Origin of the sequence: Pseudomonas lopnurensis (genome assembly GCF_015070855.1) — a bacterium.
Taxonomy (GTDB): domain Bacteria; phylum Pseudomonadota; class Gammaproteobacteria; order Pseudomonadales; family Pseudomonadaceae; genus Stutzerimonas; species Stutzerimonas lopnurensis.
Map to the genome: position 1 here is coordinate 281,429 of NZ_JADDIX010000077.1, position 15,245 is coordinate 296,673.

Consider the following 15,245-nt stretch of genomic DNA (forward strand, 5'->3'; position numbering starts at 1 on the left):
TCGCGTTGAGTCACGATCAGGGTCACGCGCGAACCGAACCGTGCGGCAAGCGCAGTTCGGTCAGTGTGCCACCTTCTTCATGATTGTAGAGCTTCACTGTGCCGCCAGCGCGCGTCACGCTGGCCTGACTGAGAAACAGGCCAAGGCCGAAACCCTTGCCCTTGGTGGTAATGAACGGCCTGCCGATCTGCTCGGCGATGGCCAAGGGTACACCGGCGCCATGGTCACGGATGGTCAACTTGACCCACTGGGCGTCCCAGTCGAGGCGGATGTCGAGATTTTCCGGGCTGGCGTCGGTGGCATTGTTCAACAGGTTGAGCAACGACTGGCTGAGATCCGCCGGCGGCATCAGGCGGGGCGAGGAGCCACGCCCGACGCACTGGAAGCGATAGGTCGCCTCGGGGCGCATCAGATGCCAGCGCTGCAGCACCGACTCGACCCACTCGCGAGCGGTTTGCTCGACGACCGCCTGGCGCCGATCGGCCTCGGCGGCGCGAACCAGTTGGCGCAGGCTTTCCTTGCACAGTTGCACCTGCGACTGCAGCAAGCCGAGGTCCTCGTTCAACTGCGGCTCCTTGTATTCCTGGCGCAACTCCTTGAGCAGCACGCTCATGGTCGCCAGCGGAGTGCCCAGTTCGTGGGCGGCGCCGGCCGCCTGCGTGGCCACGGCCAGCAACTGCTGATCGCGCATGCTTTCCTCGCGACGCTGCGCCTGCTGCTGCTCCTGACGCCGCAATTGCTCGGCCATACGGGCGACGAAAAAGGTGATCAGCGCCGCCGCCAGGGCGAAACTCAGCCACATGCCGTAGACCTGCAGCGTGGCGCGCTCGAACGGTGGCAGCGTCAGCGGGTCGTACCAGACCAGCATCAGGGTGTAACCCAGCAGCGCCAGCCCGGACAGCACGATGGAATACAGCCACGGCAGGGTCGCAGCGGCGATGGTCAGCGGCACCAGGTAGTAGGAAACGAAGGGATTGGTCGAGCCACCGGAGTAATACAGCAGTGCGCTATGGACCAGCAGATCGCAGCCCAGATGCACCGCGTATTCGAGTTCGGTGACCGGCCAGGGGCCGCGCAGGCGCAAGGCGGTACCGAGGCAGAGGATCGCCGACACCGCCAGGGTGATGCCCAGGGCCAGCCACGGCAGTGTCAGCAGTTGGGTGGCGTAGGCCATACCGACAGCGCCGGACTGCGCGGCCAGTACGAGGACGCGGATGAGCGTCAGCAGCCGGAGGTTCTGGCGACTGGCCGAAAGCAGCGGAACGGATGTGTACATGAAGTCTCCAACAATTCGCCGGAGTATAACCAAGCCACTCCCGGGCCTGCCCGCAATGCGGCAACGCGACGCATACAACGGCTGCGCGCCGTCATCGAGGAAGGTACAGTTTCTGCTTACGCGCCCTCAGCGGCGCTCATATCAAGGAGCCATCATGCCCCATGCTTTCTTTCGCAGCGCCGCCCTGCTGGCCTGCATCGCGGCCGTCACCAGCCTGCCCGCCGCAGCCGAACAGCCGCATTACAATCAGGTCGCCCTGCGCGCCGAAGTCAGCAGCGAAGTCGCCCATGACCGCATGCACGTCACGCTCTACAGCGAAGCACAGCACAGCGATCCGGCGCAGCTCGCCGCCGAAACCACCCGCACGCTCAACCAGGCGGTGCAGCGTGCGCGCCAGGAAAAGGCAGTGATCGTCAGCCAGGGCAGCCGCAGCAGCTATCCGGTCTACGAGGAAAAGGGTCAGCAGATCACCGGCTGGCGCGAGCGCGCCGAGCTACGCCTGGAAAGCAGCGATTTCGCCAGCCTGTCCAAGCTCACCGCCGAGCTGATGCAGAGCCTGAAGATGGGCAGCATGCATTTCAGCGTCTCCGACTCGATTCGCAAGCAGAACGAGGATGCCCTGCTCAAGGATGCGGTCACCGCCTTCCGCGCCCGCGCCCAGTTGGCCACCGAGGCCCTCGGCGGCTCCGGCTACAAGCTGGTCAGCCTCAACCTCAACAGCGCCGGCTACCAGCCGATGATGCGCAGCTCGGCGATGAAAATGAACATGATGGATGCCGCGCCGGTACCGGAAGTCGAAGCCGGCACCCGGCAGGTGACGGTCAACGCCGATGGCGTGATCGAAGTGCAGATGCCCTAGGGTCGGGGCGTAGCCTGAGCTGCGCAGCGGCGAAGCCCAGCACACGGAGAAGGCGGGTCTTGCGCGTGGCGCACGAATGTGTCGCCTGATTCCTCGCTCGTTGGGCTTCGCAGGCCCAACCTGGGCGGCTCCACCCAGCCTGCCTCAGCTTGGCGTAGAGTCTGTCGCTCCCGCTTTTCATCATCGCCGCGGGCGCGCTCGCCAACCTCTCAGCCACGAAAGAAACGGTAGAACTGCCGCAGCTCATCCTGGACCTGCAACAGCTCGACGGGCCGAAAGCGCAGCGGGCTATGCGCCGGGCATTGGGCCAGGCGCGCCATGTCCAGCGGGTGCAGCCAGCCCAGCAGCGGATAGCCGCCCATGGTCTGGCGATCGGCCATGAGTACGATCGGCTGGCCGTCCGGCGGCACCTGGATGCTGCCGCCGACCACACCCTGTGACCATTGCTGCGGAGTCGGCGACAGAGGCTCGCCGAGCAAACGCGCGCCCATGCGATCGGACTGTGGACTGAGCGTCCAGCGTCGCTCGAAGAACCGCTGCCGCTCACCGGCAGCAAGACCGTTCGGATCGGCCATCACCCGCAGGCACGGCTCGGCGCGATAATCCACCACGAAAGCCCCGGGCACGCTGGCCGCGCCAGGCAATCGTGCCGGCAGGCATGGCAGCAGGTCGCCCGCCCGCAGCGCGCCGCCGCGGCCGGCGAGCCCACCCAGCCCCTCGCGCATCTGGGTCGCCACGCTACCCAGCGTCGTTGCTACACGGAAACCACCGGCCACCGCCAGATAGGTCCGTTGCCCGCTGCGGGCGAAACCCAGGCGCAGGCGCTCGCCCACGCGCAGCGCAAAGCGCGACCAGTTCGGCCGCAGCTCATCATCGACCTTGATCGGCATATCCGCGCCACAGACCGCCAACCAGGTATCCACCAGCGCCTCGAGCTCGAAATCCCCCAGCGCGATCTCCAGCAGCGGCGCGCCCCAGCGATTGCCCAGTAACCGATTGGCCCAGGCCGCGGCCTGCACGTCCAGCGGGCCGCTCGGCGAAACGCCCAGATGCTGCCAGCCGAAACGGCCGGCGTCCTGCAGCAGGCTCAGCGGCCCGCCACGCAGCACGCGCAGGCCGCTCATCCGGCGGCCTCGGCGCGGAACTGCGCGGCATCGATGGGATGAAAGACCACCCGATCACCCGGTTGCAGTGGGCACGGCGGCTCCCGCTCGGCATCGAACAGGCGCCAGGGACAGCGGCCGAGCAGGTGCCAGCCACCGGGCGAGGCCTGCGGATAGATCGCCGTCTGCCGCTCGGCGATCGCCAGCGAGCCCGCGGGAACCCGCGTGCGAGGCGTGGCGCGGCGCGGCAGCACGAGCCGCGAATCGAGCTCGCCGAGGTAGGCGAACCCTGGCGCGAAACCGATCGCACCGACGCGATACTCCGTCGCGCAATGCACGGCGATGACTTCCTGCTGGCTCAGGCCACAGGCCCGGGCCACCTCGGCAAGATCCTTCCCGGCATACCAGATGGGAATCTCGTGTCGGCGCGGCGACCGCTCCCGGGCGGCCTCGCCGGGCCAGCGGGCCAACAGCGGCGCCAGGCGCTCGGCAAGTTGTGCGTGATCGGTCAGCAACAGGTCGTAGTGCAGCAGCAAGGTCGTCCAGCCCGGCACCAGATCGACGAGCCAGGGCCCGAGCTCCCGGCGAACGGCGGCGGCCAGCGCGGCGATATGCGAGGGCAAGTCCGGATAGGGTTGCTCGGCCAGCACCACCAGCAGCGCCTGCGCGCCGATCGGCTGCAGGCGAATCATGCGGCGTCGAGCAATGCCCGCAGGCGGCGCAGTATCGCCAGCGATTCGGGATTGTCACCGTGAACGCAGAGGCTGTCGGCGCATAGCCGCAGCGGCCTGCCATCCCTATCGGCGAACGGCTCGCCACGGGCGATCGCCAGCGCCTGGTCGAGAATGCGCTGCGGCTCCTGGTGCACGGCGTGGTCCAGGCGGCGCGGCACCAGCTGGCCGTCGGACTGGTAGGCCCGATCGGCGAAAGCCTCGAACAGCAACGGCACACCAGCCGCCTCGGCCAGGGTGGCTTCCCGCCGGTTGTCGGCCAGCGCCAGCACCATCAGCGGTAGTCCTGGCCGGTAGGCGGCACAGGCCGCAAGCACCGCGGTGAACAACCCATCGTCGCGCACCAGGTCGTTGTACAGCGCGCCGTGCGGTTTGACGTAGGCGACCTGGGTGCCGGCCGCACGGCAGAACGCATCCAGCGCGCCGATCTGGTAGAGCACCATCGCCTGCACTTCCTCTGCCGAACAGGCCAGATGGCGACGACCGAAGCCGGCGAGGTCCGGGTAGGCCGGGTGCGCGCCGAGGCTCACTCCATGGCGAACCGCCAGCGCGACGCTGCGCTGCATCGTCAGCGGGTCGCCGGCATGAAAGCCACAGGCCAGGTTGGCCTGGTCGATCAGCGCCATGGCGTGTTCGTCGTTGCCCATTTTCCAGGCACCGAAGCTCTCACCCATGTCGCAGTTGAGCAGTATGCGGGTCGTCATGCCGTAGAGCTTCGGCTTTTGTGGAGCCAGTCGCAACAGGCAAAGCCATATGCCGTTGCCAAGCGGTTCCGGAAGACTTCCAGCCTTGTGCGCTTCAACCCCACCACAGGTTCGGTGAAGTCCCTGGGACGGGTTCGGTTTCACATGCTGTTTTTTGCAGAGCCTGACCTGGGCGATGTTTTTGCGCCCTTGGCAGTCCAGGTAGGGTGGGCTTCAGCCCACCAATGGCAGTCAGCGTGGGCTAAAGCCCACCCTACAGACTATCGCAACAGGAAAAGCCCGGCGCCATAGCCGGAACCCCTCGCAACATATCGAAACAACACGGCAAAGCCAGGCCAGCCGCGGCCTGTAGGCCGATTTTTACTTTCCATCCTGACCACGCATGTAAAGGGAATGTCAATTTGCAATCGCGAATTACTATCATGCGCACTACTAAAAACTATCGACACTCAACACCAAGGAGTTCCACGGATGCATGTTCCCTACGCCCGCACCGTATTGGCCAGCGCCGTCGTGTTCAGCAGCCTGAGCGCCGTCGCCCAGAATGTTCCCGTCACCCTCGGCGACACGGTGGTCAGCGCCTCCGGCTTCGAGCAGAAAATTACCGAGGCACCGGCGAGCATCAGCGTGATCAGCCAGCAGGATCTGCAGCAGAAGCGCTACGGCAATCTGGCGCAGGCGCTGGAAGACGTCGAAGGCATCGATGTGCGCCAGGGCACCGGCAAGACCGGCGGCCTGAATATCAGCATTCGCGGCATGCCCAGTGAATACACTCTGATCCTGATCGACGGGCGTCGGCAGAACGCTGCGGGCAATGTCACGCCCAATGGTTTCAACGAGACCTCCACCAGCTTCATGCCGCCGATGTCAGCCATTGAGCGAATCGAAGTCATCCGCGGCCCGATGTCCACCCTGTACGGTTCCGATGCCATGGGCGGCGTAGTCAATATCATCACCAAGAAAGTCGCCCCCGAATGGGGCGGCTCGCTGAGTCTGGACCATACCTATCAAGACAACCGCGACTATGGCGATGCCAGCAAGGCCAGCCTGTATGCCAGTGGTCCACTGATTGACGGCCTGCTGGGCCTGGCCGTGCGCGGTAGCCTCTATGACCGTGGCGAGTCCGATTTGAGCTTCGATAACGACAACACCGTCAGCAAGCGTGGCGCGGCGCCGGTGGAAGGACGCAACACCAACTTCGGAGCCCGGCTGTCGCTCACACCGCATGAAAACCACGACCTATCCCTGGACTTCGAGCGTGGCCGTCAGGTTTACAACAACGACGATTGCCAGCTCGGCACTCTCGACGGGAAAGCAGGAGGCAACGCCATCGGTGGTTGTACCGTCGACGCTCCGACGAACATCAGTGGCTACAAGGATGAACTACGCTTCGAACGTGATCAGTTCGCTCTGTCCCATACCGGCCGTTTCGGCTTCGGCACCCTCGACAGCAGCCTGACCCACAACACCACCGAGACGCTGGGCCGTACGATTCCCGGCACTCTCGGCATCCCCTACACCGGCTATCCGAACATCGTTGGCGGCAATGATCGCAAACTGAAGTCTACCGATCTGGTATTTGATACCAAGCTGGTCGCCCCTGTAGGCGAGTCCCATATCGCCACGATTGGCGCACAATACTGGGATGCCGAAGTCGAGGACGGAATCGCGACCGAAAAATTCGAGCAGTCGTCCTGGGCGCTGTTCATCGAAGATGAATGGCGTCTGCGCGACGACCTGGCTCTGACGCTCGGCGGCCGCTACGAAGACCATGAGGCTTTCGGCGGTCATTTCAGCCCCCGTGCCTACCTCGTCTGGAGCGCGACCGATAGCTGGACTGTTAAAGGCGGGGTCAGCCGCGGCTACAAAGTCCCGACACTCAATCAATTGCACGACGGCATCAACGGTGTGAGCGGCCAAGGCTCGACCATCACCATTGGCAGCCCGGATCTCGATCCTGAAATCACCACCAATACCGAGGTTGGCGTTTACTACGATGACCTCGCCAACTTCAGCGCCAACGCCACCCTCTTCCATACCAAGTTCAAGGACAAGATCGACGACGGCACTCCGCTTCCCAACTGTAATTACCCCACGAATCCCAATCAGCCTGGATGCGTTGATCTGGGTAGTAGCTTCCTGCAGGAAAGCTTCGCCCAGAGCATCAATATCGGCGAGGCGGAGACCCAAGGTCTGGAGCTAGCAGGACGCTGGCAGTTCGCACCAGCCTGGTCGCTGTCGGGTAATTACACGTACACCGACAGTGAACAGAAAAGCGGACCCGACAAGGGCGCTCCCTTGACCAATACGCCGAAGCACATGGCTCATGCCAGCCTCAACTGGAGCGCCACCGACCGCCTGAGCCTGTGGTTTAAAGGCGAATACCGGGGCGAGCGCGCCCGCTTCAACCAGCGCTATGCGACTCTGAGTGACGCCAACCGGGCCCTCATGGACCAGGTCGGTGAATTGAAGTCATATGAAGTATTCCACCTGGGCGGCTCGTTCCGCGCTTCGGAAAACGTAACCCTCAACGCCACCATCTACAACCTGTTCGACAAGGACTTCCTGGACGGCGAAACTTACGTCACCGATACCGGCGCGACCGGCTGGGCGTCTCACTACATCCAGACCGCCCAATCGACTACCGGCACTCTGGAAGAAGGCCGCCGCCTCTGGCTGTCTGCCAACATCACGTTCTAAGAGAAAAGCGACGCAACGAGCCGGGACGTATCCCGGCTTCGTCGTTTGTGGGCCACACCCGGCATGCGCGCGACAAAACGCGAATGTATGCTGTTTGTAAATCTTTAGCATCCCAGCGGGCAAGCGCCCTAGAATCCGGCCATCGCTCCGTATGACAAGGACCACTATGCACCTCTGGCTCGGCACCCTGCGCCAATGGCACTGGATCAGCTCCGCGCTGTGCCTGGTCGGCATGCTGCTGTTCGCGATAACCGGCATCACGCTCAACCATGCCGGCCAGATCGAGAGCAGACCGCAGGTGCAAACCCACAGCACCCGATTGCCCGAGTCGCTGCTCGCCCCCCTGCGGGCCGGCGTCCCCGAGTCGGGTTTGCCCGTCGGCCTGCAGGAGTGGCTGGAACAGGCCCTGGATATCCGCCTGGCAGGCCGCGAAGCCGAGTGGAGCGATGGCGAGCTGTACGTCGCCCTGCCCCGTCCCGGCGGCGACGCCTGGTTGAGCCTGGACCTGGAAACCGGCGAGCTGGAATACGAATCCACCGATCGTGGCTGGATCGCCTACTTCAACGACCTGCACAAGGGCCGCCACAGCGGCGCGGCCTGGAGCTGGTTCATCGACCTCTTCGCCGCCGCCTGCGTGGTGTTCAGCCTCACCGGCCTACTGCTTCTGCAACGCCATGCCGGCAACCGCCCAAGCACCTGGCCGCTGGTAGGGCTGGGGCTGGTGATCCCGCTGTTGCTGGCGCTGCTCTTCATTCATTAAAGGACTGCTCATGCGTAAACGCCTGTTGTTGCCCCTCGCCCTGTTCAGCTCGCCGCTGTTCGCCGCGGACCTGCAGCTGGACGTGGAAATTCCCCGCCTGCACGTCGCCGAATACCATCGTCCGTATGTCGCCATCTGGGTGGAGCGGCCGGACCAGAGCCATGTCGCCAACCTCGCGGTGTGGTACGACACCAAGCTCAAGGACAAGGAAGGCGAGAAGTGGCTCAAGGACCTGCGCCAGTGGTGGCGCCGCAGTGGCCGCGCCCTGGAGATGCCGGTCGATGGCATCAGCGGCGCCACCCGCGCCGTGGGCAGCCATACGCTGCGGTTCTCGGACCAGCAGGCCCCCTTGAAGAAGCTCGAAGCCGGTGAGTACCGCCTGGTCGTCGAGGCCGCCCGCGAAGTGGGGGGCCGCGAACTGCTGCGCGTCCCCTTCAGCTGGCCGCCACAGCGGAACGAAAGCCACCAGGCCCAGGGCCAGAGCGAACTGGGCGCCATCACCCTCACGTTGACCCCTTGAACAGGAAGCTCGCCATGAAACCCGTCATCAAATGGACCGCCCTGGCCCTCGCTGTCTGCCTGCCTCTCTCGGCCCAGGCCCACCGCGCCTGGATGCTGCCCTCGGCCACCGTGCTTTCCGGTGATGAGCCGTGGATCACCGTCGATGCCGCCGTCTCCAACGATCTGTTCTACTTCGAGCACTTTCCCCTGCGTATCGCCGGCGTCGGCGCACTCGACCAGGCGCCGGCCGGCGGCCCGCCCGGCATGCGTCCGCGCCCGGCCGCGCAACTGTCGATCCAGGCCCCGGACGGCAGCCACCTGGAGCCGCTCAACGGCAGCATCGGTCGCTACCGCAGCACCTTCGATGTGCAGCTGAGCCAGAAAGGCACCTACAAGCTGGCCATCGCCAACAGCGGGCTGTTCGCCAGCTGGAAGGAAAACGGCCAGGTACGCCGCTGGATGGGCGCCCCGGAGCATTTCGCCAAGGACGTTCCGGCCAAGGCCGACGAACTGAAAGTGTCGCAGAACAGCAGCCGCATGGAAGTCTTCGTCACCTCCGGCGCACCGAGCGAAACCGTGCTCGCGCCGACAGGACAGGGGCTGGAGCTGGCACCGGTCACTCACCCCAACGACCTGTTCGCCGGCGAAGCGGCGCAGTTCGCCTTCCTGCTCGATGGCAAGCCGGCGGCCGGCGTGGAGATCAGCGTGATACCCGGCGGCAATCGCTACCGCGATGACCTGGGCGAGATCAAGGCCACCACCGACGCCGACGGCAAGGTCAGCATCACCTGGCCCGAAGCCGGCATGTACTGGCTGGAAGCCGAGCTGACCACCGACAAGGGTGTCAGCAAACCGGCCACCGAGCGCCGCGCCAGCTACAGCGCAACCCTGGAAGTGCTGGCGCCCTGAGCTGGCGCCACGTACCGGCAACGCCCGGGCCGTCACCGACGGCCCGGGCGATCTTGCTTCCGGCCTCCTGTTAACGAGCCTTTCACTTGCCCTCGCCTTTTTCATCGCTCCAACGTGCCTGGCCGCTGCTCTGCTGCATCGCGAGCGGCGCGTGTCTGCTGTGGTGGCAACCCGCACGGGAGGTCAGCGCGGCGCTGGTGGTCGCGGTCTACCTCGGGGTGTCGCTGTACTGCTGGCGTGGGCAGCTGCGCCCGCAAGCGGCGCCAGACGCCTCGGCGCACGTGCTGGTGGCCTATGCCAGCCAGAGCGGACAAGTACGGGCATTCGCCGAACGCAGCGCCAACCAGTTGCGCGAAGCCGGCCTGAATGCGCAGCTGTTGTCGTTGAATGCGCTGGAGCCGACCCGGCTGCCTGCGCAACGCATCCTGTTCGTCGTCAGCACCTATGGTGAAGGCGAGGCGCCGGACAACGCAGCCCGCTTCGAGCGGCGGCTCGCCACTGACGAGGTGCGAGCGCTAAACCTGGACTATGCCGTGCTGGCATTCGGTGATCGCCAGTACCGGGACTTCTGCGCATTCGGCCGCCGCCTCGACGAAAGACTGCGCCAGCTCGGCGCTACGCCATTGTTCGATCGTCTGGAGGCTGACCGTGCCGACCCCGGCGTGCTGCGTCACTGGCAACACCAGCTCGCTCACCTGAGCGGCAACGGCAACTTCAGCGATTGGCTGCCGCCCCCCTACCAACCCTGGCGGCTAACCGATCGTCGCTGCCTCAACCCCGGCAGTTCCGGGGCGCCGGTACACCACCTGACCCTCGCGCCGCCAAACGGCCAGGAAGATTGGCGCGCCGGCGACATCGTCGAAGTCGGACCACGGCACGACCTGGGTCGTATCGAGACGATGTTGCGGCAGGTGGGACTCGACCCACATGGCCTCGTCGAGAGCCAGAGCCTGGCCGTACAGCTTTCCAGGCGACGACTTCCCCGGAATGCGGAACTGCGTGGGTTGAACGCTCATGCCCTGCTGGCCCTTCCGCTGCTACCCCACCGCGAGTATTCGATCGCCTCGACACCTGCCGATGGTTCGCTGCAGTTGCTGGTGCGCGAGGTCCATCATGCCGACGGCACGCCGGGACTAGGCTCCGGATGGCTGTGCCGGTACGCCGAAACGGGCGAGGAAATCGATCTGCGCATTCGCAGCAACCCTTCGTTCCATGGCCCTGCCGCCGAAACCCCGTTGATCCTCATCGGCAACGGCACGGGCATCGCGGGGCTGCGCGCGCATCTGCGCGAGCGTGCCGTCCTGCACGGTTCTCGCAACTGGCTGCTGTACGGCGAGCGCAACGAGGCACATGATTTCTTCTTCGCCGACGAGCTGAAGCAATGGCTCGAAGACGGCCATCTGCAGCGGCTGGACCTGGCCTTCTCCCGCGACCAGGCGGAGAAACGCTACGTGCAGCACGCATTGCGTGATGCTGCCGACGAACTGCGTCGCTGGCTGGCCCAGGGCGCGGCGATCTACGTCTGTGGCAGCCTGGAGGGAATGGGACAGGAAGTGCAACAGATCCTGCTCGGCCTGCTGGGCCAGGAGCAGTTGGACAAGCTTGGCGAGCAAGGGCGTTATCGTCGCGACCTGTACTGACGAAGCGGCAACGCGGAAAGCAGAAGGCCGCTCCGGGGAGCGGCCTTCGTACCTCGGCTTGGCCTCAGAAGTGGAAGTTGGTACTCAGCAAGGCGGTACGACCTGCCGCGACGTGCGCGTAGTGGCTGCCGTAGACCTGGTCGAAGTAGCGCTTGTCGGTCAGGTTCTGCACGTTCAGCTGGAGGTCGAGATTCTTGCTGACGCGGTACGCCGCCATCGCGTCGTAGCGCCAGTAGTCCGGCACCTGGATGTTATTGGCCGTATCGCCATAACGAGAGTCGACGTAGGTGGCGCCACCACCGATGCTCAGGTCCTGGGTGAGGTTATAGGTGTTCCAGAAGCTGAAGCTATGCTTCGGCGTACTCGGCACCTCGTTGCCGTCGTACAGCCCCTCGACGTAGACCGGCGCGGTACGGGTGCCAACGTTGGCGGCGCCGGACTTCACCAGCTCGGCGTCCAGATAGGTATAGCTGGCGAACACCTTCCAATTGCGTGTGATCTGGCCGGTCGCGCCCAGTTCCAGGCCGTCGACCCGGGTTTCGCCGATGCTCTCCTGGAAACCGCTGGCATTGGTCACGCGCGCGTTGCTCTTCTCGGTGCGGAACAGCGCGGCGGTCAAACCCAGGCGCTCGTCGAGGAAGTCCCACTTGGTTCCGACCTCGTAGTTGCGGTTGCGCTCCGGATCGAGGACCTGGTTGGCCTCGCTGAGGGCGTCGGCACCTTCGCCACCGGTCTCCCCGGACGGGTTGCTGGACGTCGACCAGGCTGCATAGATGCTGCCATTGGGCAGCGGATTGAAGACCAGGCCCAACTGGTAGTTCCAGAAATGGCTCTTGTTCTCCGGCCGCGTCACGACGCCGGCGGTGGAGACGGCCTTCTGCTCCGTTTCGTAGTCGTCGTAGCGCAACCCCATGTTCAACGACCATTGCTCGTTGAACTTCAGCGTATCGAAGACGTAGGCCGCAAGCGTTTCCGTGCCGGTATCGGTCGTCGCGGCACTGCGCGCGATGCTGCCGGTCCAGGCGTCCTTGGGGCTCGGGTTGTACAGGCTGGTGCAGTCCCCGGAAGCCAGGTGCGCTGGCGTACAGGTGTTGCCACTGGTGCCCGGGGTGACCACGTAGGGGCGGTTGTGCACGTCGACATCGCTGATCTCCACGCCCGTCACCAGGGTGTGCTCGATGCTGCCGGTATCGAATCGTGTTGTCAGATCGGTCTGGTTGACCCAGCTCTGGGTATTGGAGTTGCGGCTCTTGGCCGAACGCGAAACCAGGCCGTTGGGCACGTTGCCGCGCGAGTCGTCCGGGTTGGTGACGATGTAGTCCAGCGTGGTGCGGGCGACACGCGTGGTATTGGAAATGGTCAGGTTCTCATTCAGGTCGTGCTCGAGCCGAATGGTGCCGGCATCCGTGGTGCTCTCGCGGAAGTCCCGGCCTTCCAGTCCGTAGAAGTTGTCGCGATCGACCTTGGCCGGCTCGCGGCCTGGATTGTCTGCCGTAGCCACCGTCAGCGGAATGCCGTAATCGGGCATGTCGTCGGTTTCCAGGTGGTAGTAGGACAGCGTTGCCCGGGTCGGTGTGTCGAAGCCGAAGGTGATGGTCGGCGCCACGCCCCAGCGGCTGACGTCCACGCCATCGCGGCCGGCGACGTTGGCCTCGTGTTTCATCAGGTTCAGGCGGCCGGCGACGTTGTCACCGAGCACGCGGTTGACGTCCAGGGTGTAGCGGCGCGTCTGGTCCGAGCCGAGGGTGACGCTGGCATCGCCGAAGTCACGCTGCTTGGCGGTCTTGCTGATCAGGTTGAGGCTGCCGCCGGTGGAGCCCGCCCCGGTGTAGGCCGAGCCCGGCCCCTTGCTCACCTCGATGCTCTCGACGTTGAAGATCTCGCGTGTCTGCGAACCGATGTCGCGCAGGCCGTCGATGAAGGTGTCGCTCTCGGCATTGAAACCGCGAATGATCGGCCGGTCCCCCGCCGGGTTGCCGCCCTCGCCGGCGCCGAAGGTAATGCCCGAGGTGGTGCGCAACGCATCCACCAGCGTGAGCGAGCCGGTATCGCGAATCACCTGGTCGGTGATCACCGTGACCGACTTCGGTGTCTCGCGCAGCGGAGCCGTGTACTTCTTCGAGGCGGACGTATCGGCCTTGTAGTCCTGCACGTCTTCCCCGACGACGGTCACTTCGTCGAGCGCAACCGGACTCTCGGGGCGCGGCGAGGTGGAACCGATGGGGGTTTGCGCAAGCGACGGAACGGAAAAAGCGGTAAGGGCAACACCAATGGCCGAAGCCAACACACGCGGTGGCTGGGACAGCTCGAGAGACTGACGCGACATGGATGGAAGTCCTTCAAATGAGCGCAAGTGATAATTGCTATTATTAGCACGAAGCATTCTGATACATTCTGTCGCATTCTGAAACATGTGAACGCAAATTAATCTCATTGGACATTCCGTCTGCCCGGTGCCCCATGCTGCTACACATTGCCAACCTGTTTTCCCTCGAAGAAACCGATCGTATCCGCGCCGCGCTGGAGCAGGCCGACTGGCTGGACGGCCAGGTCACGGCCGGTTACCAGTCGGCCAAGGTCAAGCACAACCTGCAACTGGCCGAGGGCGATCCGCTGGCGCAGGAGATAGCCGAGGCCATGCTGCAACGCCTCTGGCAGCATCCTCAGTTCATGTCCGCCGCATTGCCGAGCAAGGTGTTTCCGCCGCTGTTCAACTGCTATACGGCAGGTGGCCAGTTCGGCTACCACATCGACAATGCGGTGCGACAGGTGCGCAACAGCGCCGAACGCGTACGTACCGATCTCTCGGCAACCCTGTTCTTCAGCGACCCGGACGAATACGACGGTGGCGAACTGGTCATCCACGACACCTATGGCACGCAGCGGGTGAAATTCGCCGCTGGCGACATGGTGCTCTACCCCAGCACCAGCCTGCACAAGGTCGAGCCGGTAACCCGCGGCACACGGCTGGCCTCGTTCTTCTGGATTCAGAGCCTGGTCCGCGAGGACGCCCAGCGCACCCTGCTCTACGAGATGGATCAGGCGATTCAGCAACTGACCGCGGACGTGCCGGGCCACCCCTCGCTGGTCCAGCTGACCGGCACTTATCACAACCTGCTGCGGCGCTGGGTCGAGGTCTGATGCGACATCTTCTGCGCCGCGAGGAGACGCTCGACACGGCACAACTGGACGACCTCGCCGAGCAACCGCAACGGGCGGCACGGCTGGTGCTCAGCGCGGCCGCGGCCGGGGAAATCGAAGCGCAGGCGCTGCTTGGCCAGATCCTGCTGGACGGGCGCGGTATCGAGGCCGATCCGGCACTGGCACTGACCTGGTTCGGCATCGCCGCCGACCGCGGCCATGCCATGGCCTGCAACATGGCCGGCCGCTGTCACGAGCACGGCTGGGGTTGCAGCGCAGGCTCGACGCGCGCCGCCGAGTACTACCGTCGCGCAGCCGATCTGGGCCTGGACTGGGGCATGTACAACCTGGCCAACCTGCTGGCCACCGGGCGCGGCGTCGCGCAGGACGAGGCCGCGGCCTACCGGCTCTACCGCCAGGCCGCCGAGCTTGGCCATGCCAAGTCGATGAACCTGACCGGCCGTTGCCTCGAGGACGGCTGCGGCGTAGCGCAGGACGTGGCCGCGGCGCACGCCTGGTATGCACGCTCGGCCGAGGCCGGCGACTTCCGCGGGCAGTTCAGCCATGCCGCTGTCCTGCTGGCGCAGGGCCAATGGGAGCTGGCTCGACACTGGCTGGGCCGCGCCCTGGAGCTGGGTCACCTCAGGTTCATCGAAACCGCGCTGGCGAGCCTGCAGGCCGCCGCGTTGCCAGCGATCGCCGATATCGTCGAGGGGTACGCCCGGCGGCGCGACGCGCTACGTGCCGGGTTGCGGTGAACGCGAAAGGCGGAGACGAAAACACCCCGCATGGCGTAATGCTGTTTACTTAACGACTCAAGCTGGATCACATGTAGGAGCGGGCCACGCCCGCGATTCGCGCGCATGGCGCGCTCCTACAAAGTATTCTCCGCGCTTATCTGAACAGCATTACCCGCATGGC

The 15,245-nt window shown here is 64.9% G+C and carries 13 protein-coding genes; 8 read left to right on the forward strand and 5 right to left on the reverse strand.

Annotated elements, in window-relative coordinates:
- Positions 1-22: 22 nt before the first annotated feature.
- The gene (locus IN820_RS16500) at positions 23-1,276 is read right to left on the reverse strand and encodes an ATP-binding protein (protein WP_193682003.1); all 1,254 of its coding nucleotides are present in this window, start codon (positions 1,274-1,276) and stop codon (positions 23-25) included.
- Positions 1,277-1,430: 154 nt separating this feature from the next.
- On the opposite strand from IN820_RS16500, the gene IN820_RS16505 reads away from it, so the two are divergent.
- Positions 1,431-2,135 carry an SIMPL domain-containing protein gene (locus IN820_RS16505; protein ID WP_193682004.1) on the forward strand — a complete coding sequence of 235 codons (705 nt, stop codon included), beginning with the start codon at positions 1,431-1,433 and terminating at the stop codon, positions 2,133-2,135.
- A gap of 209 nt (positions 2,136-2,344) precedes the next feature.
- Here IN820_RS16505 and IN820_RS16510 read toward each other — a convergent pair whose 3' ends face one another.
- Genes IN820_RS16510 through IN820_RS16520 form a run of 3 tightly spaced genes read right to left on the reverse strand, consistent with a single transcriptional unit; the run spans position 2,345 to position 4,673 of the window.
- Positions 2,345-3,259, reverse strand: a complete 915-nt coding sequence (locus IN820_RS16510; RefSeq protein ID WP_193682005.1) for a 5-oxoprolinase subunit C family protein — start codon at positions 3,257-3,259, stop codon at positions 2,345-2,347.
- Positions 3,256-3,930: a 5-oxoprolinase subunit PxpB gene (gene pxpB / locus IN820_RS16515; protein WP_193682006.1), complete on the reverse strand. Its 675-nt coding sequence runs from the start codon at positions 3,928-3,930 to the stop codon at positions 3,256-3,258. The genes IN820_RS16510 and pxpB overlap by 4 nt, the downstream gene beginning before the upstream one ends.
- The gene (locus IN820_RS16520; RefSeq protein WP_193682007.1) at positions 3,927-4,673 is read right to left on the reverse strand and encodes a 5-oxoprolinase subunit PxpA; all 747 of its coding nucleotides are present in this window, start codon (positions 4,671-4,673) and stop codon (positions 3,927-3,929) included. The genes pxpB and IN820_RS16520 overlap by 4 nt, the downstream gene beginning before the upstream one ends.
- A 471-nt stretch (positions 4,674-5,144) precedes the next feature.
- Here IN820_RS16520 and IN820_RS16525 point away from each other — a divergent pair, with 471 nt between their 5' ends.
- From IN820_RS16525 to IN820_RS16545, 5 genes are all read left to right on the forward strand, one after another.
- Complete coding sequence (locus IN820_RS16525) at positions 5,145-7,373, forward strand: TonB-dependent receptor domain-containing protein (RefSeq protein ID WP_193682008.1); 2,229 nt, start codon at positions 5,145-5,147, stop codon at positions 7,371-7,373.
- A gap of 166 nt (positions 7,374-7,539) precedes the next feature.
- A complete protein-coding gene (locus IN820_RS16530) occupies positions 7,540-8,133 on the forward strand; it encodes a PepSY-associated TM helix domain-containing protein (protein ID WP_193682009.1) in 594 nt (197 codons plus the stop codon).
- A gap of 10 nt (positions 8,134-8,143) precedes the next feature.
- The gene (locus tag IN820_RS16535; protein ID WP_193682010.1) at positions 8,144-8,653 is read left to right on the forward strand and encodes a DUF2271 domain-containing protein; all 510 of its coding nucleotides are present in this window, start codon (positions 8,144-8,146) and stop codon (positions 8,651-8,653) included.
- 14 nt (positions 8,654-8,667) lie between these two features.
- Positions 8,668-9,543 carry a DUF4198 domain-containing protein gene (locus IN820_RS16540; protein WP_193682011.1) on the forward strand — a complete coding sequence of 292 codons (876 nt, stop codon included), beginning with the start codon at positions 8,668-8,670 and terminating at the stop codon, positions 9,541-9,543.
- 86 nt (positions 9,544-9,629) lie between these two features.
- Positions 9,630-11,183 (forward strand): sulfite reductase subunit alpha, encoded by a 1,554-nt coding sequence (locus tag IN820_RS16545; protein ID WP_193682012.1) that lies wholly within the window; start codon positions 9,630-9,632, stop codon positions 11,181-11,183.
- Between the two features lie 64 nt (positions 11,184-11,247).
- Here the strand turns inward: IN820_RS16545 and IN820_RS16550 are convergent, their stop codons facing one another.
- Complete coding sequence (locus IN820_RS16550) at positions 11,248-13,509, reverse strand: TonB-dependent receptor (protein ID WP_193682013.1); 2,262 nt, start codon at positions 13,507-13,509, stop codon at positions 11,248-11,250.
- 134 nt (positions 13,510-13,643) lie between these two features.
- Here IN820_RS16550 and IN820_RS16555 point away from each other — a divergent pair, with 134 nt between their 5' ends.
- Positions 13,644-14,324: a Fe2+-dependent dioxygenase gene (locus tag IN820_RS16555; RefSeq protein WP_193682014.1), complete on the forward strand. Its 681-nt coding sequence runs from the start codon at positions 13,644-13,646 to the stop codon at positions 14,322-14,324.
- The gene (locus IN820_RS16560) at positions 14,324-15,082 is read left to right on the forward strand and encodes a tetratricopeptide repeat protein (RefSeq protein WP_193682015.1); all 759 of its coding nucleotides are present in this window, start codon (positions 14,324-14,326) and stop codon (positions 15,080-15,082) included. Before IN820_RS16555 ends, IN820_RS16560 begins: the two co-directional genes overlap by 1 nt.
- Positions 15,083-15,245: the final 163 nt, after the last annotated feature.

Coding starts and splice junctions, on each gene's coding strand:
- IN820_RS16530 (WP_193682009.1), top strand. CDS start 7,540: ATGCACCTCTGGCTCGGCACCCTGCGCCAATGGCACTGGATCAGCTCC.
- IN820_RS16510 (WP_193682005.1), bottom strand. CDS start 3,259: ATGAGCGGCCTGCGCGTGCTGCGTGGCGGGCCGCTGAGCCTGCTGCAG.
- IN820_RS16505 (WP_193682004.1), top strand. CDS start 1,431: ATGCCCCATGCTTTCTTTCGCAGCGCCGCCCTGCTGGCCTGCATCGCG.
- pxpB (WP_193682006.1), bottom strand. CDS start 3,930: ATGATTCGCCTGCAGCCGATCGGCGCGCAGGCGCTGCTGGTGGTGCTG.
- IN820_RS16525 (WP_193682008.1), top strand. CDS start 5,145: ATGCATGTTCCCTACGCCCGCACCGTATTGGCCAGCGCCGTCGTGTTC.
- IN820_RS16560 (WP_193682015.1), top strand. CDS start 14,324: ATGCGACATCTTCTGCGCCGCGAGGAGACGCTCGACACGGCACAACTG.
- IN820_RS16535 (WP_193682010.1), top strand. CDS start 8,144: ATGCGTAAACGCCTGTTGTTGCCCCTCGCCCTGTTCAGCTCGCCGCTG.
- IN820_RS16500 (WP_193682003.1), bottom strand. CDS start 1,276: ATGTACACATCCGTTCCGCTGCTTTCGGCCAGTCGCCAGAACCTCCGG.
- IN820_RS16550 (WP_193682013.1), bottom strand. CDS start 13,509: ATGTCGCGTCAGTCTCTCGAGCTGTCCCAGCCACCGCGTGTGTTGGCT.
- IN820_RS16555 (WP_193682014.1), top strand. CDS start 13,644: ATGCTGCTACACATTGCCAACCTGTTTTCCCTCGAAGAAACCGATCGT.
- IN820_RS16520 (WP_193682007.1), bottom strand. CDS start 4,673: ATGACGACCCGCATACTGCTCAACTGCGACATGGGTGAGAGCTTCGGT.
- IN820_RS16540 (WP_193682011.1), top strand. CDS start 8,668: ATGAAACCCGTCATCAAATGGACCGCCCTGGCCCTCGCTGTCTGCCTG.